22 protein-coding genes are annotated in these 20667 nt (G+C 51.2%); 4 read left to right on the forward strand and 18 right to left on the reverse strand.

Annotation, left to right across the window (positions count from 1 at the left end):
* Positions 1–16 precede the first annotated feature (16 nt).
* Positions 17–562 (forward strand): pantetheine-phosphate adenylyltransferase, encoded by a 546-nt coding sequence (gene coaD / locus BGL48_RS06615; protein ID WP_369801956.1) that lies wholly within the window; start codon positions 17–19, stop codon positions 560–562.
* Here the strand turns inward: coaD and mutM are convergent.
* The 5 genes from mutM to radC form a co-directional block, all read right to left on the reverse strand.
* On the reverse strand, positions 557–1369 hold the full coding sequence (gene mutM, locus BGL48_RS06620; RefSeq protein WP_069361920.1) for a bifunctional DNA-formamidopyrimidine glycosylase/DNA-(apurinic or apyrimidinic site) lyase: 813 nt from the start codon (positions 1367–1369) through the stop codon (positions 557–559). The two genes, coaD and mutM, sit on opposite strands and share 6 nt — an antisense overlap.
* A gap of 17 nt (positions 1370–1386) precedes the next feature.
* A complete protein-coding gene (locus tag BGL48_RS06625) occupies positions 1387–1866 on the reverse strand; it encodes a hypothetical protein (protein ID WP_069361921.1) in 480 nt (159 codons plus the stop codon).
* A gap of 116 nt (positions 1867–1982) precedes the next feature.
* On the reverse strand, positions 1983–2153 hold the full coding sequence (gene rpmG, locus BGL48_RS06630; protein WP_046074696.1) for a 50S ribosomal protein L33: 171 nt from the start codon (positions 2151–2153) through the stop codon (positions 1983–1985).
* 13 nt (positions 2154–2166) lie between these two features.
* Complete coding sequence (gene rpmB / locus BGL48_RS06635) at positions 2167–2403, reverse strand: 50S ribosomal protein L28 (protein WP_069361922.1); 237 nt, start codon at positions 2401–2403, stop codon at positions 2167–2169.
* A 185-nt stretch (positions 2404–2588) separates the two neighbouring features.
* Positions 2589–3272 carry a RadC family protein gene (gene radC / locus BGL48_RS06640; RefSeq protein ID WP_069361923.1) on the reverse strand — a complete coding sequence of 228 codons (684 nt, stop codon included), beginning with the start codon at positions 3270–3272 and terminating at the stop codon, positions 2589–2591.
* A 245-nt stretch (positions 3273–3517) separates the two neighbouring features.
* Between radC and coaBC the strand changes: the two genes are divergently transcribed.
* Entirely contained in the window at positions 3518–4768 is a 1251-nt protein-coding gene (gene coaBC / locus BGL48_RS06645) for a bifunctional phosphopantothenoylcysteine decarboxylase/phosphopantothenate--cysteine ligase CoaBC (protein WP_069361924.1), read from the forward strand.
* A gap of 195 nt (positions 4769–4963) precedes the next feature.
* Positions 4964–5554 carry a nucleoid occlusion factor SlmA gene (gene slmA / locus BGL48_RS06650; RefSeq protein WP_069361925.1) on the forward strand — a complete coding sequence of 197 codons (591 nt, stop codon included), beginning with the start codon at positions 4964–4966 and terminating at the stop codon, positions 5552–5554.
* A gap of 69 nt (positions 5555–5623) precedes the next feature.
* Here the strand turns inward: slmA and pyrE are convergent, their stop codons facing one another.
* Both pyrE and rph read right to left on the reverse strand, forming a co-directional pair.
* On the reverse strand, positions 5624–6265 hold the full coding sequence (gene pyrE, locus BGL48_RS06655; RefSeq protein ID WP_069361926.1) for an orotate phosphoribosyltransferase: 642 nt from the start codon (positions 6263–6265) through the stop codon (positions 5624–5626).
* 95 nt (positions 6266–6360) lie between these two features.
* Positions 6361–7080 carry a ribonuclease PH gene (gene rph, locus BGL48_RS06660; RefSeq protein WP_069361927.1) on the reverse strand — a complete coding sequence of 240 codons (720 nt, stop codon included), beginning with the start codon at positions 7078–7080 and terminating at the stop codon, positions 6361–6363.
* A 160-nt stretch (positions 7081–7240) separates the two neighbouring features.
* On the opposite strand from rph, the gene BGL48_RS06665 reads away from it, so the two are divergent.
* Entirely contained in the window at positions 7241–8104 is an 864-nt protein-coding gene (locus BGL48_RS06665; protein WP_069361928.1) for a YicC/YloC family endoribonuclease, read from the forward strand.
* A gap of 166 nt (positions 8105–8270) precedes the next feature.
* Here BGL48_RS06665 and dcm read toward each other — a convergent pair whose 3' ends face one another.
* The 11 genes from dcm to BGL48_RS06720 all read right to left on the reverse strand — a co-directional run bounded on the left by dcm (position 8271) and on the right by BGL48_RS06720 (position 20629).
* Positions 8271–9551, reverse strand: coding sequence for a DNA (cytosine-5-)-methyltransferase (dcm, locus tag BGL48_RS06670; RefSeq protein ID WP_069361929.1), 1281 nt, complete (start codon positions 9549–9551; stop codon positions 8271–8273).
* Between the two features lie 73 nt (positions 9552–9624).
* Positions 9625–10350 carry an Eco47II family restriction endonuclease gene (locus tag BGL48_RS06675; RefSeq protein WP_069361930.1) on the reverse strand — a complete coding sequence of 242 codons (726 nt, stop codon included), beginning with the start codon at positions 10348–10350 and terminating at the stop codon, positions 9625–9627.
* 291 nt (positions 10351–10641) lie between these two features.
* Positions 10642–11643 carry a gluconate operon transcriptional repressor GntR gene (gene gntR / locus BGL48_RS06680; RefSeq protein WP_077650775.1) on the reverse strand — a complete coding sequence of 334 codons (1002 nt, stop codon included), beginning with the start codon at positions 11641–11643 and terminating at the stop codon, positions 10642–10644.
* 110 nt (positions 11644–11753) lie between these two features.
* Positions 11754–13244 (reverse strand): NADP-dependent phosphogluconate dehydrogenase, encoded by a 1491-nt coding sequence (gene gndA / locus BGL48_RS06685; protein ID WP_069361931.1) that lies wholly within the window; start codon positions 13242–13244, stop codon positions 11754–11756.
* Complete coding sequence (locus tag BGL48_RS06690; protein WP_069361932.1) at positions 13241–13741, reverse strand: gluconokinase; 501 nt, start codon at positions 13739–13741, stop codon at positions 13241–13243. The genes gndA and BGL48_RS06690 overlap by 4 nt, the downstream gene beginning before the upstream one ends.
* Before the next feature lie 79 nt (positions 13742–13820).
* Positions 13821–15137: a TRAP transporter large permease gene (locus tag BGL48_RS06695; RefSeq protein WP_069361933.1), complete on the reverse strand. Its 1317-nt coding sequence runs from the start codon at positions 15135–15137 to the stop codon at positions 13821–13823.
* Positions 15130–15687 carry a TRAP transporter small permease subunit gene (locus tag BGL48_RS06700; protein WP_069361934.1) on the reverse strand — a complete coding sequence of 186 codons (558 nt, stop codon included), beginning with the start codon at positions 15685–15687 and terminating at the stop codon, positions 15130–15132. The genes BGL48_RS06695 and BGL48_RS06700 overlap by 8 nt, the downstream gene beginning before the upstream one ends.
* Positions 15688–15749: 62 nt before the next feature.
* Positions 15750–16766, reverse strand: a complete 1017-nt coding sequence (locus BGL48_RS06705; protein ID WP_069361935.1) for a TRAP transporter substrate-binding protein — start codon at positions 16764–16766, stop codon at positions 15750–15752.
* Positions 16767–17054: 288 nt separating this feature from the next.
* Positions 17055–17912: an ABC transporter ATP-binding protein gene (locus tag BGL48_RS06710; protein ID WP_083238468.1), complete on the reverse strand. Its 858-nt coding sequence runs from the start codon at positions 17910–17912 to the stop codon at positions 17055–17057.
* A 15-nt stretch (positions 17913–17927) separates the two neighbouring features.
* Positions 17928–18794: an ABC transporter ATP-binding protein gene (locus BGL48_RS06715; RefSeq protein WP_069361936.1), complete on the reverse strand. Its 867-nt coding sequence runs from the start codon at positions 18792–18794 to the stop codon at positions 17928–17930.
* Positions 18795–18802: 8 nt separating this feature from the next.
* Positions 18803–20629, reverse strand: a complete 1827-nt coding sequence (locus BGL48_RS06720) for an extracellular solute-binding protein (RefSeq protein WP_069361937.1) — start codon at positions 20627–20629, stop codon at positions 18803–18805.
* Positions 20630–20667 lie beyond the last annotated feature (38 nt).

Consider the following 20667-nt stretch of genomic DNA (forward strand, 5'->3'; position numbering starts at 1 on the left):
CGTGATGGACAAGGATTTGATAACCTCTTTCCAGATCAACGTTTTTAAGGATAAGCCAGTGACACACAAACAACATACACGCGTGATTTACCCAGGCACATTTGACCCCATCACCAACGGTCACTTGGATCTGATTGAGCGGGCGGCGAGAATGTTTGATGATGTGATTGTGGGGATTGCGGCTAGCCCGAGCAAAAAGCCATTGTTCGATCTGGATGAGCGCGTGGCGCTCACGCAAGCAGTCACCGCACACCTTCCCAATGTCTCTGTGGTTGGCTTTTCAGGGTTGTTGGTCAATTTTGCCAAGCAGTACCAAGCCAACATTCTAGTGCGCGGTTTGCGGGCGGTCTCCGACTTTGAGTATGAATTTCAACTCGCCAATATGAACCGCCGATTGATGCCGGCACTGGAAAGCGTCTTTCTGACTCCATCAGAGGAGCATTCGTTTATTTCCTCGACGTTGGTCAAAGAAGTGGCGTTACACGACGGTGATACCAGTGAGTTTGTCGCGCCTAGCGTACTGACCGCCTTGCAAGAAAAGCTGCAAGACAAGCGTTCATAAAGGCTGGCATTGCGGGCAAAACACGGTTGCTCGCTGGCCGATGACTATGCGCTCAAGGGTCGTGTCACAGGTTGGGCACGGCTCACCCGACTTACCGTAAACACGTAGCGCTTGAGCGAAATAACCGGCCTTCCCGTCTACCTGAGTAAAGTCTTTCAGCGTGGTACCGCCTTGTGTGATTGCCGCGGCCAACACGGTTTTTATCTCATCCACCAGCGCCGTCGCTTCTGTTTGCGTCAGGCTACCGGCAGGGCGTTTAGGATGGATACCAGCACAAAACAGCGATTCGTTGGCGTAAATATTCCCCACACCTACCACAACGGCGTTGTCCATAATAAAGCTTTTCATCGCCATTTTTTTGCCTGCCGCCTTGGCCAGCAAATAATCTGAATTGAACGCATCGGTGAGTGGTTCAGGGCCGAGTTTTCCCAACACGGGATGCGGCAAATCTCCCTCCTGCCACAACCAAGCGCCAAAGCGGCGCGGATCGTGGTAACGAATTAAGCGACCATTGCTGAGTGTCACATCAACATGATCATGCTTTTCCGGTGCCAGTGACGTGGGAAGTACCCGCAAACTGCCTGACATCCCCAAATGCACAATCGCCGTACCGACATCCGTCTCCAATAAAAGATACTTGGCGCGACGCGTGACGCGACGTATCACCTGGCCTTTTAACTGTTGTAACGTTTCGGGAATGGGCCAACGTAGCTTGGGCTGACGAATGGTAATCTCGGTAACCGTTTGCCCTTCGACATACGGCATGATACCTAAACGGCTTACTTCTACTTCAGGTAACTCGGGCATAACACAGCTCTTAATATTTACGACTTTGATAGCGGGAAAAGATACCGACTATCCACTGACACGGCTAACCATTGGCCGTGTTCGTTTTGCATCAACCAAAACTGGGGTTGTTGATAATAGGTAATGCGAATGGGCTCTTGGTCGGGGCTGCGGGTAAGCTCCAACGTACGGGGAGAGGTTAATTGGGGTCGCAACGACTGCAAGGTGGTGTCATCAATTTGTGTCCCAGTCAGTCCCAGCCAGCGCTGCGCAAGCTCTGTCGGGCTAATCACTAAGGGTTTATCCGATTGCCAACCCTCTAACGTACGTGTCAGGGTCAAATGGGAAAACCGCAACGACAGCACATCACTGCGCGACTCAACCAGCGCTATCACTCCCTCAGGCGTCGCCCGTGCTTGGCGTTGATGGCGCAAATAATCTGGCAGCAACATTAAGCCAAAAAAAACCACCACTGAGAGAATCAGGATGTTATTCCATGTCTGCCGCTTTAGCTTCATGTCGGTTCACCTGAGGACGTTACGCGTGTCTTTCGCAGTATAACCGTAAATGTGACCAGATTTTAGTTATAAAAAAACCCAGCCGAAGCTGGGTCTTTCTCAAAGCGTCAATCAAATTACTTGATTTTGGCTTCTTTATACATAACGTGCTTGCGAACTACAGGATCAAATTTTTTGATCTCGAATTTGCTAGGCATGTTACGTTTGTTCTTGTCTGTGGTGTAGAAGTGACCAGTACCTGCAGAGGATACTAGACGAATCTTCTCACGAACGCCGTTTTTAGCCATTCTCTAATTCCTCTTATACGTTCTCACCGCGGGCACGCATTTCTGTCAGTACAGAACTAATGCCTTTTTTGTCGATGATGCGCATACCTTTAGTGGATAGGCGCAGTTTAACGAAGCGTTTTTCGCCTTCTACCCAGAAACGATGAGTTTGCAGGTTCGGCAGAAAACGACGCTTGGTGGCGTTCTTAGCGTGAGAGCGGTTGTTACCAACTACAGGACGCTTGCCAGTTACTTGGCATACTCGTGACATGAAAGTCTCTCCAAAATCGTTTCGGCTCGATATCAACCTTGTCCGCCAGTCCTGCATCGTTAAGGTCAGGTCGAAGGTCAAGGCTATCAAAGGTGGCGCATTATACTAACTGAATTCACATTGCTCAAGTCCCGAGCAGATCCTTTTATGCGCTTTTTGATCGTTTTTTTCGCCAATGGCGATCCTTAAGGGGATAACAACCAACCTCGCTCGGCGAACGATACCACATCTCCGTCCCCAATCACTAGGTGATCAAGCACGCGAACATCCACGAATGACAAGGCGTTGGCAATTCTATCGGTAATATGTCGGTCTGCCTGGCTCGGCTCTGCCACGCCCGATGGGTGGTTATGGGCCAAAATCAGTGCTGCGGCATGCAACTCAAGCGCGCGACGGACAATTTCTCGTGGATAAACGCTCGCCGCATTGTGCGTGCCTTCAAAAAGTTGCTCATCGGCTATCACGCGATGCTGATTATCAAGAAATAAAACGTAAAAGGCCTCGCGAGGCCGGTCACGCAGTAAGGTCGAGAGATAACGGCGAGTATGGTCCGGGCTGGTCAATGCGTCGGTTTTGCTTAAGGTTTCTTTTAAATAGCGCCGGCTCAACTCCAGTACCGCCTGTAACTGAGCATATTTGGCGCTACCCAGTCCTTTTCGCTGACAAAACGCCCCTTGGTCCGCGCCCATCAGCGCCCGGAGCGAGCCAAAATCCTGCAACAGATGGTCGGCCAGCGCCACCGCACTCATCCCTGTGACGCCCGTGCGTAGAAAAATCGCCAACAGCTCGGCATCTGAGAGGCTTTCCGCTCCCCGTGCTAACAAGCGTTCTCTGGGGCGACAATCTTGCGGCAAGGTTTTTAGGCTCATGGTGATTCCTCTTCAACGTTGCCGCCAGTTAAAGTAAGCGCCTTTCACGCCGCAACGACTTTTCCGTGTAACTGCGGCGCGTTCGCGATTTTATCATGAGCCACCGTTAACGCTTTCAGCCGTGCGCTAGCCATATCACATCCAACGCGCATCACACCCCATGCGGATTCATGCGCTCAAACAAGCTTTTTGCGCTAAGGATTATGGTATGGTTTCGTCATTGTCGTTCAAACACACAGAGCATTATGGCCAATAGTTCACAGCAGCCAGCCCAGACGCTGGCCGGTAAACGTATTCTGCTTGGCATGGGCGGCGGAATTGCCGCGTATAAGTGTGCCGATCTCACCCGCCGCCTCATCGAGCGTGGCGCTACCGTCAAGGTGGTGATGACTCATGCTGCAAAAGAGTTTATTACCCCATTGACCCTGCAAGCCGTTTCCGGTCATCCGGTATCGGATAGCTTACTCGACCCCGCAGCTGAGGCCTCTATGGGGCATATTGAACTGGCTAAATGGGCCGATTTAGTGCTGATTGCCCCAGCAACCGCCGATTTGATAGCCCGGATCCAAGCGGGCATGGGCAATGATTTGCTCACTACCGTGTGCTTGGCCACCGATGCGCCTCTGGCGATTGCGCCGGCGATGAACCAGCAAATGTATCGCGCCCACGCCACCCAGGCGAACTTACGTGGACTGCGTGCACGCGGCTGCTTGATATGGGGCCCCGACAGTGGCGCGCAAGCCTGCGGCGATGTGGGCCTTGGGCGCATGCTGGAGCCGCTGGCCTTAGTAGCTGAATGCGAACGTTGGGCCGGCCCCAAACCGCTTTCAGGCAAGCGTGTGATGATTACCGCCGGCCCTACCCGCGAAGCGCTAGACCCAGTCCGATATCTGTCTAACCACAGTTCAGGGAAAATGGGCTATGCCCTCGCCGAGGCGGCAGCCCGTTTAGGGGCCGATATCACCTTAGTCTCTGGCCCAGTCGCATTGCCAGTGCCGACAGGTGTCACGCGTATTGATGTCACCAGCGCCCAACAAATGCATGATGCGGTGCATGCGAGCATCACCGACCAAGATATTTTTATCGGCTGTGCCGCGGTCGCGGACTACCGTCCACAACACATCGCCGAACAGAAAATGAAAAAGCAAGTGGATAAAGACGCGATGACGGTCACCATGGTAAAAAATCCCGATATTATTGCTTCGGTAGCGGGCTTAACGTCACATCGTCCATTTACGGTCGGCTTTGCCGCCGAAACCCAAGATGTCGCGGCCTACGCGCGTGACAAGCTGGCGCGCAAAAAGCTTGATATGATTTGTGCGAACGATGTGTCCCAGTCCGACCAAGGCTTTAACAGCGATTGCAATGCCTTACACCTGTTTTGGCCTGGCGGCGACAAAGCCCTACCCGTCGCGGAAAAGCGTACATTAGCCCACGAAGTGATGAAGCACATACATGCACGCTATTTACAGCAAACCATCCAGGATGAGCACTGACGCGGGTGAGAGGGACAACCTACTTATCGCCAAAATACAAGTTCAAAAGCGTGCGCCATGGCCACGCTTTTTGCTTTTAATACAGAGACCTCGTCGCTAAGATAGGGGAAAAATCCACACATGGCGGCACCTCTCCATGATGCCTCCTTTACCGGTCGCCAGTGTGACAGATAAAAAGACAAAGGAATCGCATCCATGGCAGCCCCAAAAAAAAGTAATCGCCGCGAAGAGATCCTTCAAGCGCTCGCGCAAATGCTGGAATCCAACCAAGGCAGCCAACGCATCACCACGGCCAAACTCGCCGAGCAAGTCGGGGTGTCTGAGGCAGCCCTCTATCGCCACTTCCCCAGTAAAGCGCGGATGTTTGAGGGGCTCATCGAGTTTATCGAAGATTCCCTGTTATCCCGCATCAACCTGATCATTGAGGAAGAAAAGGATACCTTGGTGCGCCTCAAACTGATTTTGCAATTGCTGCTGGCCTTTGGCGAGCGCAACCCGGGGCTCACGCGCATCATGACAGGTCATGCCTTGATGTTTGAGCAAGATAGATTACAAGCGCGGATCAACCAGCTGTTTGAACGCGTCGAGGCGCAGCTAAAGCAAGTACTGCGCGAGCGTCGTTTACGCGAAGGGAAAGGGTTCCCATTGGATGAGGCAGTGCTCGCCAGCCAATTGATTAGCCAAGTGGAAGGCGGCTTTTGTCGCTACGTGCGCTCATCATTTAAGCAGCTGCCGACTGCCAATTTCGAGCAATACTGGCAACTGCTCACCAACCAACTGCAGTAAATGGCGCAGTGCAACTGGCGTCGTGCAACAGGCTCAGCTAAATGGCTCTGCCAGCTGCACGCACGCAACTTAAATCCCGTAGCTCGCCTGGTACGCTTTCACCGCCGTCAACTGAGCCGGATCGGCTTGGCTTTGCTCTAGGTAAGTGACCAAGTCCGACAAGCTAATGATAGACACCACCTGGCAACCAAAGTCACGCTCTACTTCTTGGATCGCCGACAACTCTCCTTGGCCACGCTCTTGGCGGTCAATTGCCACCAACACCCCAGCAAGCTGCGCCCCTTGCGCTTGAATCAGTGTCATTGACTCACGAATGGCAGTACCTGCGGTGATCACATCATCCACCAACATCACACGGCCACTCAGCGCGCTGCCGACCAAGTTGCCGCCCTCACCATGGTCTTTGGCCTCTTTACGGTTAAAGCAATAAGGCGTATCCACATCATGATGCGCCGCGAGCGCTACCGCGGTGGTGGTCGCAATCGGGATCCCTTTGTAAGCAGGACCAAACAACACATCGTAATCAATCCCTGCATCCATCAACGCGGCCGCATAAAATTCACCCAGCTTTGCCAAATCGCGTCCGGTGTTAAACAAGCCGGCATTAAAAAAGTACGGACTTTTCCGCCCTGATTTAAGGGTAAACTCGCCAAACTTTAATACCTCACGCTCTAAGGCAAACTCAATAAACTGGCGCTGATAGGCTTTCATTCGTTCCTCTCTTGATTGTCTTGGTGACACGCCACATGCCACCTGGGGTCGGATAGATAAAAAAATAGCCCCCGATGCGGGAGCTACTTAATCTGTTAGGCGTCGGCGAGTGCCGATTTTTGCGCGACGACAATGTCATCAATGCCCTTACTGGCCAGTGCGAGCATCGCGTTTAGCTCATCGGGGGTAAACGGCTCGGCTTCGGCAGTGCCCTGCACCTCAATCATACGGCCATCTTCGAGCATCACCACGTTCATGTCGGTATCTGCGGCCGAGTCTTCCACGTATTCAAGGTCACAAATCGGCGTTTGTTGATAAATACCCACTGACACAGCGGCCACATGGCCACGCATCGGGTTAGCCGCAAGCTTGCCCTCGCGTACCAGTGCGTTAAGCGCGTCCGCCAGGGCCACGCTCGCCCCAGAAATGGATGCGGTGCGTGTGCCACCGTCGGCTTGAATCACGTCACAGTCAACCGTAATGGTGCGCTCACCCAGTGCTTTTAAATCGACCGCGGCGCGCAAACTGCGGCCAATCAAACGTTGAATTTCGACGGTACGGCCACCTTGTTTACCGCTTGACGCTTCACGACGGTTACGGGTGTGGGTTGCTCGTGGCAACATGCCATACTCGGCGGTCACCCAACCTTGGCCCTTGCCTTTTAAAAAGCGCGGTACGCCCTCTTCAATCGTGGCATTACAGATCACCTTGGTATCACCAAAGCACACCAACACAGAGCCTTCTGCGTGGGCCGTAAAACCGCGGGTAAAGCTAACGGGACGAATTTGGTCGAGTGCTCTTCCACTTGGGCGCATGCAAGTTACCTTATTGACTGACAGAATGTGGGCGCGATTATACGTGTTTCTCCGCTCGCTTGCGATCCCTGTCCACCCCACAGACCAAGACAGCTGACGGCAAGGGCATGGATGCGTATAATCTTTGCCATTCACCTTCAGTACACAAGAGCAGGTACACATGATCCACAGTATGACCGCCTACGCCCGACAAGAACTCAAGGGCGATTGGGGCAACGCGGTTTGGGAAATCCGCTCCGTTAACCAGCGCTATCTCGAAACCTACATTCGCATGCCTGAGCAGCTACGTAGCCTTGAGCCTGTGGTACGCGAGCGTTTTCGCAAGCGCCTAGCCCGCGGCAAAGTGGAATGCAACCTGCGCTTTGATACCTCACAAGCCAGCCAAGATAAGCTCACCATCAATGAAGCCTTGGCCAAGCAAGTGATTCACGCCGCCAAATGGGTGAAAGAGACCGCGGGTGAAGGCAACATCAATCCGTTTCAGGTCCTGAACTGGCCAGGGGTGATGGAAGCGCCGGAGCAAGACACCGACGAGCTACACCGCGCCTTATTAGCTGGTCTTGATGAAGCACTCGATGCCTTTATCGCTGCACGTGCCAGCGAAGGCGAGAACATGAAAGCCCTAATTGAGCAACGACTCGATGCCATTAGCGCCGAAGTGATCAAAGTGCGTGAAAAGATGCCCACCGTGATTGAGTGGCAACGTGAACGTTTAACCACGCGCTTAGAAGAAGCACAAGTGGAACTCGACCCAGCCCGCGTTGAGCAAGAAATGGTGATGCTGGCGCAAAAAGTCGACGTCGCAGAAGAGCTTGACCGCTTGGACTCACACGTTTCAGAAGCACATAAAATCCTCAAAAAAGGCGGCGCCTGCGGCCGACGCTTGGACTTTATGATGCAAGAGTTCAACCGCGAAGCCAACACCCTCGCCTCCAAATCAATCAGCACCGAAATCACCGCCTCCGGCGTCGAGCTCAAAGTGCTTATCGAACAAATGCGCGAGCAGATCCAGAATATTGAGTGATCGCTATCTAGGCGTTTAAGTGTGATTCAGTCAAAGCCCATTTAACGAATTACCATTTAGATTGGGGAGCGGCCTCACGCGAGACGTGACGTGCTCCCTCTAATCGAGCTATCCGGAATTTCCGAATGGTTGCATCTTTAGACTTCCATTGAATACTTTTTTGGCGTCATGCAGGTTGCTCTGTATCCAGCAAGTGCTGCTCTTCACGAGAAGATTCACTATCTATATTATTCAGCAGTCTAACAACTGAACGCGCCACAGCATAAGCAAGATTCACAGGAACAGCATTTCCAATTTGTTTATACTGGGCGGTAATAGGTCCAGAAAATAACCAATCGTCAGGAAATGTCTGAATTCTTGCATACTCTCTAACAGTTAGTGGGCGGGTCTCATCGGGATGACATCGCTCTGTTTGTTTTTGAGCTGGTGCGCAAGTTAAAGTTAAGCTTGGCTCATCCCAACTAAGCCTACGAGCTATGCCTGTTTTACCGCCACCAAGGTAGAAACTTTTTTTCATGTAGTCTTTCTGGATTTGTAGTGGCAAGTCTCTCCAATATCCACCAGGAGGGACAAGCTTTAGAACTCTAGCTTTGGTCTCCGGATATTTTTGACCTTCGGAGTAAGGTACATCTGTCTCAAACAGTTCACCAGCTTTGAGAGCGTCCTTCATCGTCATAATACGCTTATAGGGCGAGGGCCATTCGAATGGCGCATACTTAGCGAGGTCTTTTCTTATAGCAACTAAGAACAGCCGTTCTCTCTTTTGAGGAACCTGATAGAAAACTGCTTTCAAAACCCTTGGCTGCACCAGTTCATATCCTAGCTCATTAATTATTTGTTTAATGGTAGAAAGGGTTCTACCTTCATCATGGTTTAAAAGGCCTCTTACATTCTCTGCGATAATAACACGTGGCGAGATCTCTTTAACTGCTCTACCAAACTCGTAGAACAATGTCCCTCGTGCATCTTCAAAACCCTGCTTCTTTCCTGCATATGAAAATGCTTGACAAGGAAAGCCGCCTGATAAGACGTCGACTTTTCCTCGAAAAGGTGTAAAGTCAAGTTCAGTTACGTCCCCTTGAATCACATTCCAGTTTGGCCTATTCGAAGTCAACGTGTTGCAAGCATGCTTATCCAATTCAGAAAGCAAAAGTGTTTTTAAGCCCGCTCTCTCCATACCCAAAGCTAAGCCCCCTGCTCCAGCAAAGAGCTCAACAACAGAGTAGTCACGGGAGGGAGCAACCTCTAGTTCATTGTCCCAATTGCTCGATGTAAGAGATTTAGCTTCATCGAACATATCTAACTGATTAGGACTATAAACGCGATAGTTATTGCAGTCATCTCTTTCAGGAACCAGTTTACCCGAGGTTTCCCAGCGCCTTAGTGTCTCCTTGGAAACCCCAAGCATATCAGCAACTTGAGCAATAGTTAGGCCTTTGTCATTCATGTAACCACCCCAAACCTTATTCATGGTTACAAGTGTATATTTAACCAGTAAAAAGGTCAAACGTTACACATGGTTATTCAAAGGCTTTCGTGAAATATTGTTTAAATATTTCTGCATCTTTTGGTGACTTTCCATCCAAGCCTAGTTGTATAAAAGCCTGATCTATTACATCTGGTAACGCGCTATAGAGCTTCTCCAAGGCATCATCATCACCCGTGACCAAAGCATAGAAACTAGCTCCATCTATAATACGAACATCAGGATTGGAAGGAACTTTAGAACCAGTCGTTGGATCTGAAGGTACAAATGGAATGTCAAGCCGCTCCGGCTTTCTGGGAACAATGTTTACAAAGTAAGCGGTATACCCTGAATAATAGCTAGACTTTTGAGAGATTTTACTGACCAAATTGTGATATTGATTCGCGAGCTTGCCTCCAGTAAGAGTATTATGCTTGTTCTTAATTTCAGCAATGATCTTACGCTCATCGTTCTTCAGATCGACCTCAGATCCAACCCCTAAATTAACCCACCCCTCACTGTGACCAAGTAAGTTTTGATGTAGCATACCAACACTGTTTGTAAGAGTTTTCTGATACTGGCGTGTGGCTTCCGACTCTTTCCAAGTCTCGTGATCAAAACCAGATATAGAGGCATCAAATAAGGTAGTAAAAGGATCTATTACGTTCTTATTGAATCTACTTTCCTCCTTGACTGTATTTTTAGCATTCATTCCCTTGTTCAAGACTTCTGAGACTAGAGCAACAAGCTCTGTATCGCTAATAAAGCTAAGGTACGACATAGAGTTTCCCTTTTATACTTCGTGATTTTTTATCAAGTTTATGAAACAACTATCACTGATGAGGCGTATATATGCACAGTATCATGATGCAACCTTTCATTTTATCACAGGGGTCAATGCCCCATAGTCGTGGATTGACGAAACAATTTGGCAATCTTTTTTTCTGCCTACTGCCAACTTCGCCGCTTGCTGCCACATAAAGTTTGGCATCGGAGTGGCCAGCTCCCACGTAATATCCATCGGTTAACGCGTTCGCAGACAACGCCTCATCGCTGTGTCATGATCCCTGCCTCAAATACTCTCCCCGTGTTCGATGCGGTAGCCAAGATCGATGTGGCTCGGCCAGGTGTCGGCGCCGCGGAGTCGGGCAATAAGCTCGGTGGCAGCGACGCGGCCGATTTCTTCTCGGGGGGTGATCACTGTCGCCAGTTTGGGGAGCATGGCTTGGCTGATGTCGTGGCCATGAAAACCGGCAATCGCAATGTGTTCCGGCACCTTGATCCCGCGTCGCTGGCATTCATATAAAGCACCAATCGCCAGATCATCGTTGGTGCAAACAATGCCATCCACCTCGGGATGTAATTCAAGCAGCTGACCGAGTAACTTGGCCCCTAAGGTAAATGATGAGGCGTCTTCAGTCTGCAGGCTGATCGGCGTTTGCTGGGTTTGAGCAATCGCTTGATGATAGCCCTCAAGCTTTAGGCGCGTGCGTTCATCCATACGGGCGGCAAAATACGCGATGCATTGGCGGCCTTTTTCAATCAGGGCCTTAGTCATATCGCGCGAGGCTTTAGTGTTGTCAAAACCGACCGCTTGCTCGATGCGTGGCGATACGCTATCCATGATTTCAATCACCGGAATCGAGGCGGTTTGCAGCATTTTGCGCGCTCTATCGGTATGCACATTTTCGGACAAAATGATCGCATCGACGTTATACGAGAGCAAAGACTCAATGCTCTGCTCCTCGAGCGCGGCGCTGTAGCTGTAGTGGGCAATCATGGTTTGATAGCCCTCTGGTGAGGTGACGGATTCAATCCCGCGGATCACTTCGGCAAAGACTTGGTTGGTCAGGGAAGGTACCAGTACGCCAATTGCATGGGATTTTGCATTGGAGAGAATATCGGGGGCGCGGTTGGGAATGTAACCCAGCTCCTCTACCGCCAATTGGATTTTTTCACGGGCGGTTTCAGAGACCATTGCCGGGTCGCGTAAACAGCGGCTTACTGTCATTTTAGTGACGCCGACTCGATCGGCAATGTCTTGTAATGTCGGTCGCTTTTTCTTATTCGCCATCTGGGGTCTTTCATTGATGCAGTCTTGTTTTGGCTCCATCATACCCACTCTTTGGCCCTTTTTGTTGTTACGTGTAACAAAAAGGCGCGCCCATCACAGCGCGCCTTCTATTATCGTATTTGCTGGCGCTTTGGCTGCTCACTCCAGGTCAAATGGTACTGGCGTGACTCATCGTCATCCACGCGTGCATAGCCATGAGCGCCAAAATAGTCGCGCTGAGCCTGAAGCAAGTTAGCGGGTAACACCTCGCTGCATAGGGCATCAAAATAACTCAATGACGCCGCCATCGCGGGAATAGGCACCGCCGCTTGCGCGGCACTGGCAACGGTCGCACGCCAGCCGGAAGCTTGGCGACTCACCGCCTCGGCAAAGGGCGCGACAAGAAGTAAATTAGCGACATCTGGCGTCTGTTGATACGCGCTGGCAATCTCGCTTAAACATTGTGCGCGGATAATGCACCCTGCGCGCCAAATCTTGGCAATTTGCGCAAAATCCAGTGTCCAGCCTTGTTGCTGCGCGGTGGTGTTGATCAGATCAAACCCTTGGGCATACACCGATAATTTGGCGCAATACAGGGCGTCGTGTAGGTTTTCAAGCTGCGTATCAATATCATCATACGCAACAGACTCTGCGTTGGTACGGGTTTTCGCTGCCGCCACTCGCACCGCTTTTAAGCCACTTTGGGCGCGTGCAAACACCGCCTGGGCAATGGTCGGTGCCGCAACACCAGTTTGCAGCGCATTCACTGCCGTCCACATGCCTGTCCCCTTTTGGCCAGCTTTATCCAGCACCACCTCGACGAACGGCTTACCTGTGATAGGGTCTGGGGTTTGCAAGATCTCGGCGCTGATTGCCATCAAGTAGCTATTGAGTGGCCCTTGGTTCCAACGAGCAAAACATTGGCCAATTTCCACCGCCGACAGTCCTAGTGCTTGCGACATAAAATGGTACGATTCCGCAATTAACTGCATGTCCGCATATTCAATGCCGTTATGTACCATCTTGACATAATGGCCCACACCCGCCCCGCCTAAATAAGCGGCACACGGCTCCCCCTGCTCAAACTGGCCCACAGGCTGACCGGCGTGATCCACTTTTGCCGCAATCGCCAACCACATGGGTTTAACCTGCGCCCACGCTGACGCATCGCCACTGGCCATCAGCGAAGGACCGATACGCGCGCCCACTTCCCCGCCGGAAATGGCGGTGTTAAAAAAGCGCAATTGCCCTTGGTAGTCGCGGGCGCGCCGCTCACTATCTGTCCACAGGCTGTTGCCGGTGTCGATAACAATATCGTCAGGTGCCAGGCCCGCCACCAACAACTCATCGATCACCCGATCAACAACTTCGCCGGCGGGCACCGACAAGGCGATAACGCGCGGCGTTTGCAAACTGGCCAGCAGCTGAGATAGCGAATCGACCACCGTAAGCTGGCCTTTGCCCGACGCCTGATTGAGGGATAACGCAGCCTCATGCGCCGCTTGACGGTGATGCGGGTCAATATCAAAGCCTGCAACATTAAAGCCGTGATCGACAAGGTTTAAAGCCAGGCTTTTCCCCATCACGCCTAATCCAACCAGACTTATCTGTGATGGCATCATGACTCCATCTCCTTTATTTGTTGCAACACGTGCGCGACCACGATGTCGACGGGGTAAGAGATATCGACAAACAAGGCCTCTTCAGCGCTGGGCTCGACCAAGGCATCAAATTGGCTACGCAGCATGGCTTCACCGTGAAAATAATGGTTAGCCCGTTTTTGTAGCCGTGACCAAATCGTGGCGTAATCCCCTTGCAGGTAAATAACCACTAACTCTGAGTTGTTTTGTCGCAGAACGTCACGGTATTCCGGCTTTAATGCTGAGCAAGCAATCACCGCCGCTTCGTTGTCGGTGTACAGACGGTTCAAGGTGCGCAACCAGCCACTGCGGTCAGCATCGGTCAGTGGGATCCCTTGCCGCATTTTTTCTACATTGTCAGCGGGGTGATAATCGTCACCGTCATAAAAAGGCAGGTCGAGTGCACGGGCAATTTCACTGCCAATCAGGCTTTTGCCGCACCCTGAAACCCCCATGATTAATAGTTTTTTTACTTTCATTGCACACCACAACCCTTAGCCAGGCCACACGCCAGCGATAACACCTTGAGAACTCGATATTGCTGTTTTAATACCATGATCATTGCCACCACATTGCCAACTCAGGGAAGATAATCACCAATGACAGCACGAGCACTTGCAAGGCGATAAAAGGCAGGAGTGAGGTAAAGATTTCACCAAGACTGATGTCTTTCGGAGCCACCGATTTAAGGTAAAAAGCAGCGGGTCCAAATGGCGGAGAAAGGAACGACACCTGCATGTTGAGACAGAACACCACCCCGAACCAAATGGGGTCAAAGCCTAGCCCGGTGATGATGGGCACAAAAATCGGCATGGTTAACAGCGCCACCCCGACCCAGTCTAAAAACATCCCTAAGACGAGTAAGATCACCATCATGATAAGCAAGGTACCTATCGCACTGCCGCCACTTAGGCTCAGGATCACTTGTTCAACAAAATCAATTCCGCCCATCAGGTTGTAGATTCCCACCAGGGCGCTGGCACCAATGCCAATCCACATGATCATCCCGCAAGTGCGCATAGTGGCAATCGCGCTCTCTTTGAGCATCGAGAGGTTCATCTCACCACGGACAATGGCAGACAGCATGATCCCCACCACCCCAAGCGCCGAGGCTTCAGTGACCGAGGCCACCCCGGTGTAAATACTGCCAAGTACCACGGCTACCGAGAAAAGCGGGAAAAACAGCGCTTTAAAGTAGCTCACTTGCGGCTCGTCGTCTTCGCCGCTGTCACTTGGGATCGGCGCCAGTGACGGATTTAACTTACAACGAATCAACACATAAGCGATGTAACAAGCGGCGAGAATAAAGGCGGGGAGAAAGGATGCCTTGAACAAATCACCAATCGATACACTGGCGGTCATGCCGTAAATAATCAGTACGATACTGGGCGGCAGCATGGTCCCCAGCGCGCCCCCTGCGCACGTAGTACCGATCGCCAGCTTGCGATCATAACCAAGGCGGAGCATTTGCGGTAACGCCAAGATCCCCAATAGCACGGTTTCACCGCCAATCACGCCAGACATAGAAGCCAGCAACACCGCGACTAAAATGGTTTGTACCGCGACCCCGCCTCTCACCTTGCGGCCTAGAGATTTCATGGCATCGAAAAGGTCTTTGGCGATGCCTGACCGGTCAAGCAGTGCCGCCATCAACACGAACATCGGCACGGCTAAAAAAACGTAACCGGAGGCAAAGCTGTAGGTGCGGCTGGCAATCAATGGCATCGCCTCGGGGCCAAACCAAAAGAGGGTAAAAAAGATCGCCACAAACCCAGACACAAACGCCAATTGCATCCCAGTGAGTAGCAATCCAATCAGCATCACCAGCATGAGCAGGCTTCCCCACGCCAGTCCAATCGAAGATAAATCAAACATCGTCTTTGTTCCTCAGCCCCATCAGCTCTTGGATGAGATGCAATACAAACTGGATCACAAGAATGCACAGCGCGATAAAAATCAGCCCTTTAAGCAGCGCCGGATAGGGAGCATTGAGCACAGACCCCGAGGTCTCAAGCCGTAATTCGCCCCAAGGTGCAAACCAGGCCTCCTTGGCAAGCGAGTAGGATGAATAGGCCAGCATGCTGGCAAATGCGAGTCCGACGAGGTGATGAACCAGGTTGAGGTATTTGCGCGTTTGTGACGACACCGCGTCGTAGATCAGGACGACACGCACATGGCGATTGGCCGCGAAGGCATAAATGCCACCGATAATGAACAATGAGCCGCCGATAAATGAGGCGGTTTCATGTACCCAGGTGGTGGGTGAATCAAACAGGTAGCGCATCACCACTTCATAAAAAGAGATAAAGACGGTGGCGATAAACAACCAACTTAATAGGTGGCTCACCTTAATGATCGCTCTATCGAGCACGTTTCTTGGGTGCTCGTCGGGCTCGGGCGGGGTGTGAGGCGTTTGTTCAGTCATAAAATGGGTCCACAATCAGGAGGGCAACGCCCTCCTATCACTGACAAGACAAGGATGAATGCTTACAGTAAGCCATTGGTTTCTAAGAAATCAGTGACTGAGTCATACACTTTTTGTGCATTGGGTGAGCGCTCGGCAAACACCTTCCATTGGGTTTTGGCGATTTCACGAAACTTCTTGCGCTCTTCGTCAGACCAATCGTGGATAGTGATCTCTGGGTTGGCTTTCGCCTCTTTCACCGCCGCCATATCTGCCATTTTCAGCTGGGTGGTCATGTCGTAAGAAAAGTCACGAACAGAGGTTTTCAAAATGGTCTGCAAGTCTTCCGGCATCTTGTCCCATTTTTTCTGCGCGATAGAGATGTCAATCAGTGGCAACGAGTGGAAGCCTGGCTGCACTGGGTGCGGTGCAATGTCATTCATCCCCGCTTTTTGGTTGGTGGAAAACACGGTGTAATCAGCCGCATCAATTACCCCTTTGCTCAGACCGGTAAACACTTCCGAGCCCGGCAAGTTAACCGGTGTGGCGCCGGCGGCGGCAAACACTTGCTGCACCAAGCCTTCTGGGGCACGCAGCTTGAGTCCTTTGAGATCAGCCACGCCATCAATCGGTTTTTTGGAAATAAACGACTCAACGCCTGTGGTCGACGCGCCTACAAACTGCACACCATACGGGGCGTAAAGCTCGGTCATCAGCTCATTCCCACCACCGTAATTCATGTATTGCAGCAGCTGGGTGGTATCGGACCAGGCACCGACCATGTTACCAATCAAGCCAAAGGCCGGATCTTTGCCGGAAAAGTAGCCCGTGGCAGTGACATGGCCGTCCAGGATCCCCATTTTTATCGCCCCGAGCGTCTCGGTGTGTTTCACCACAGAGCCAACAGGCAATAAATCGATATTAATTTGGCCATCAGACATGGTCTCAACACGGTCAGCCCAGCGCTGCTGAACCTTAAAGTTGAGATCGCCCGAGGGATCAGACGATTGGATTTTCAGATTAAAATCTGCCGCCATCGCTGACATAGAGAGCAAGCCAGAGATAGAGGCAGCGAGCAGGGTTTTCGTTATTGCTTTCATAGTAGGATGTCCTTGTTTTATTTCCATTTATTCCATCAAGCTGGAATGCGAGTGGTCGAAACGCTGGATGTAATTGTTATGTTACCAACCTTCTACGCCGTAAAGTTACCGGTAACACTGATGCATGAACAGAGATCGCACTCACAGTTATTGACGAACTTGTCATAAGCGATAATGGGAAGAAGGGAAATGTGAGGCAAGCCACATGATGGGCTCACCGTTTACTTGGCTCTCATCAAATCATTAGACATGAAAGGAGCCCCACCCTGAAATTGGGTAGGGCGACACTTATCCGATAGTTTCAGGCTTTTTTTCGGCCACCGGTTGCTCGGCGCGACGCTTGTGTTTGCGGTATTTGGGGTGGGTGATCGGAATGGCAGAGAGTAACTTTTGCGTGTACTCGTGCTGCGGCTGATGGTAGACGGTTTCGGTCGGCCCTTCTTCGACCACATGACCAAAGTACATCACCGCCACCTTATCGGAGATATGACGAACCACCGATAAGTCGTGCGAGATAAAAATCATCGCCAAGTTCATCTCTTGCTGGAGTGTCAGCAACAGATTAAGAATTTGTGCCTGCACCGACACATCCAAGGCGGAGACCGACTCGTCACAAATCAGCAGTTTCGGTTTAAGGGCGATCGCCCGGGCAATACCAATCCGCTGGCGCTGACCGCCCGAAAACTCATGCGGATAGCGGTTAACCGCATCGTGGGGCAAGCCGACTTTATCTAATAGCTCAAGTACCCATTGGCGGCGCTCTTTCGCATTGCCTATATTGTGAATAATAAAGGGCTCTTCTAAGATCCCACCAATGGTATGGCGCTGGTTGAGCGACTCGAGCGGATCTTGAAAGACAATCTGCATATCTTTACGCAGAGGCCGCATCTGACGTGGCGACAACGGGGTGATGTCTTTACCTTCAAAAAAGATCTTGCCTTCAGTAGGCTCAAACAGCTTAAGCATGGTACGGCCCAGGGTGCTTTTGCCACACCCCGACTCGCCCACCAGCCCGAGCGTTTCACCTTGTGACACCGACAGCGATACACCGTCGACCGCTTTAATGGTGTAGCCTTGACGAAGCAGGCCTTTGCCCGAGACAAAATGCTGCTTCAGATTTTCTACTCTGAGGACTTCCTTGCTCATCGCTTTCTCCTGCAACTACGTGGATGATGGCGTGGCATCAAACTCTTCCAACGGGCGAATATCAATCATCTGCTTGGGTTGGTGGGTACGCCCCGGCATTAACCCCAGCAAACGCTTGGTATATGGATGGGCAGGGTGGTCAAATAAGGTAAAAATATCTGCCCGTTCACGAATTTGCCCGTCGTACATCACCGCCACATCGTCACACACCTCGGCGACCACCCCCAGATCATGGGTGATAAAAATCACCGCCATGCCGGTTTCTTCTTGCAGCTCGTTAATCAAATCTAAAATCGAGGCCTGCACCGTCACATCTAGGGCGGTAGTTGGCTCATCACATATCAAGATATCGGGCTTACAGGCCAGTGCCATGGCAATCATGACCCGTTGGCGCATCCCACCAGACAGGTTGTGCGGATACTCATTGAGACGCTTTTCAGGCAGTGGGATTTTTACCTTGTTCATCATATCCAATGCGCAGGCATACCGGGCTTTTTTATCCAGCTCCGGGCGGTGCAACATCAAGACTTCATTGATTTGCCGACCAATGGTATGCACAGGGTTCAGCGCCGTCATTGGGTCTTGAAAGATAATCGAGATCCGATTGCCACGCATCGCATAGCGCTCTTTGGCGGGCAAGGTCACCAAGTCGGTCCCGCGGTACAAGATTTCGCCGCCCGTCACCTGGCCGTAGGGCTTAGGGAGCAGGCCCATGATCGACATCGCTGTGACACTTTTGCCGCTGCCCGATTCGCCCACCAAGCCGAGCGTGCGCCCGGCTTTCACCTCAAAGCTTACCCCGTGAAGTACCTCACGGGGGCCATCGTCAGTGGTAAAATTAACGGTCAAATCCTTAACCGAAAGAATGACATCCTGCGTCATAATCGCCTCTACAGCTTGTATCTGTCATCAATGATGGTCACCGGCTCAAAGGCTTTATCGTCGTCCATAGCCTCTTCGGTGGCGTCTTTCATCTCTTCATCAATCCAGAAGGTGCCAAAGCCCATCACGCGGCCGCTGGTGACCATGTTTTCGGTGCGCTTGGTCATCGCGTTATCTGGGATTTGCACATAACGCCAAAAACCTTGACGCACATACGGCACCATGTAACCAGGTACAATCACACTGGCCTCTGAAATTTTGGCGCGGATTTGATGCGACAGCTGATACTTTTTCGCCGTATCAAACTCGCTTTTATAGGCCATGATCAGCTTATCCAATGCCGGTGAGCTGTAGTTAGAGTGGTTGTTTGTTTGCGTTTTATTAGCGTTATCCGAGTGGAAGTACTCCCAATAGGCCGGAATTTCCGAGGTACCCATATTAAGAAACGCCAACTGATGCTTTTTCTCGAGTACGTATTTAAACGCCGATGAGCCATCGACCAAGTTAATAGTAAATTCCAGCCCTGCTTGCTTAGCCTGCTCTTTTAAGTAAGCAATGCGTGGTGTGTGCTGCTGATACCCATAAGTAATCGCGAAGCTTAAACGCTCGCCTTTGTCATTGACGCGAATACCATCGGCGCCAACCTGGTCAAAGCCGGCTTGTTCGAAATAGCGGATCGCTTTTTTAGGATCAAACGGTGGCGGCGTCGCACCGTCATTGTCGTATTCACCATGACCAAAGCCCATTGCATGCGGTTTCCGCGAGTAATCGCCACGGGTGATTTTTTCAATCATGCCGTCAAAATCGGTAGCATAGAGAATCCCTTTGCGCACATTGATATCATCCAGCATTGGCATGGCCGAGTTCATCCACAAACCGCCCGCGCCAACCGGCACTTCGTTATACCCCCAGAACTTGGTGATATAGCCTTTTTTATAGGGTTCAGATTGGGTTTTTTCATGCCAGATATCTGGAAGTACCAAATCGAACACATCCAAATTGCCCTTTTCAAAATGCTTCATGGCAATGTCGTTATCGCGGATCACGCGCATTCGAATACGCTCAACATTGTAGCGATTTTGGTAATAGGGGTTGGTATAACCCCACCAATCGTCGACATGATTAAAGGTGAGTCGGCGTCCTTTTTGTACACGTCCCAGCTCATAGGGCCCCATGGTGGGCTCGGCTTTAAAGTTATAGCGGCGCACATAGTCGTCAGCAATGCCGTCTTGGTTTTCATCTTTGCGCGGATTAGCGTAAAAATGCGCAGGGCGCGGAATTAAGCTTCCTAAGGTATACATTAATTCTTCTTGGTTTTTCTCTACTGCACTCGATATGGCCACAGTATGCGCGTCGATTTTCTCCACACTACCAATGGTGTTGGTGTAATAGTCGTTATACCAAGGGGCAACAATGTCTTTAGAGCGATAAAACTGCATCATAAAGACAAAATCATCGGCGGTCATTGGTTCGCCATCTGACCAAGTCGCTTCTGGGTTAAGCTTAAAATAGATGGTTTTGTTGTCGTCACTAAATGCCCACTCGTTGGCCAAATCCGGGATCCATTCCAGCGTATCTGGGTGGCGCTTTACCAGTGAGGGCATTTCATCAAGAAAGTAACTGCGCAGGCCTGAGTTTGAATCCGGCCCCACAGTGCGTAATGTCTGCGGAAAACTCTGCAAATGGGTACGCAGTGTACCGCCGCGCTTGGCGTCGGGAGAGCCGATTTTGGGGGCATCCCAGTTGGTTTGCCAATTGAGATTTGCAGGCAATTCCGCCGCCCAGCCGCTGAGGCTAAACAGGGAAACGGAGGTAGCAAGGATCAGTTTTTTCATCGTGATGTCCTTATCTTGATGCACACATTGCTTGTTAT

The sequence above is a fragment of the Salinivibrio sp. SS3 genome, assembly GCF_001722105.1.
In the GTDB taxonomy this organism is placed as follows: Bacteria; Pseudomonadota; Gammaproteobacteria; order Enterobacterales; family Vibrionaceae; genus Salinivibrio; species Salinivibrio kushneri.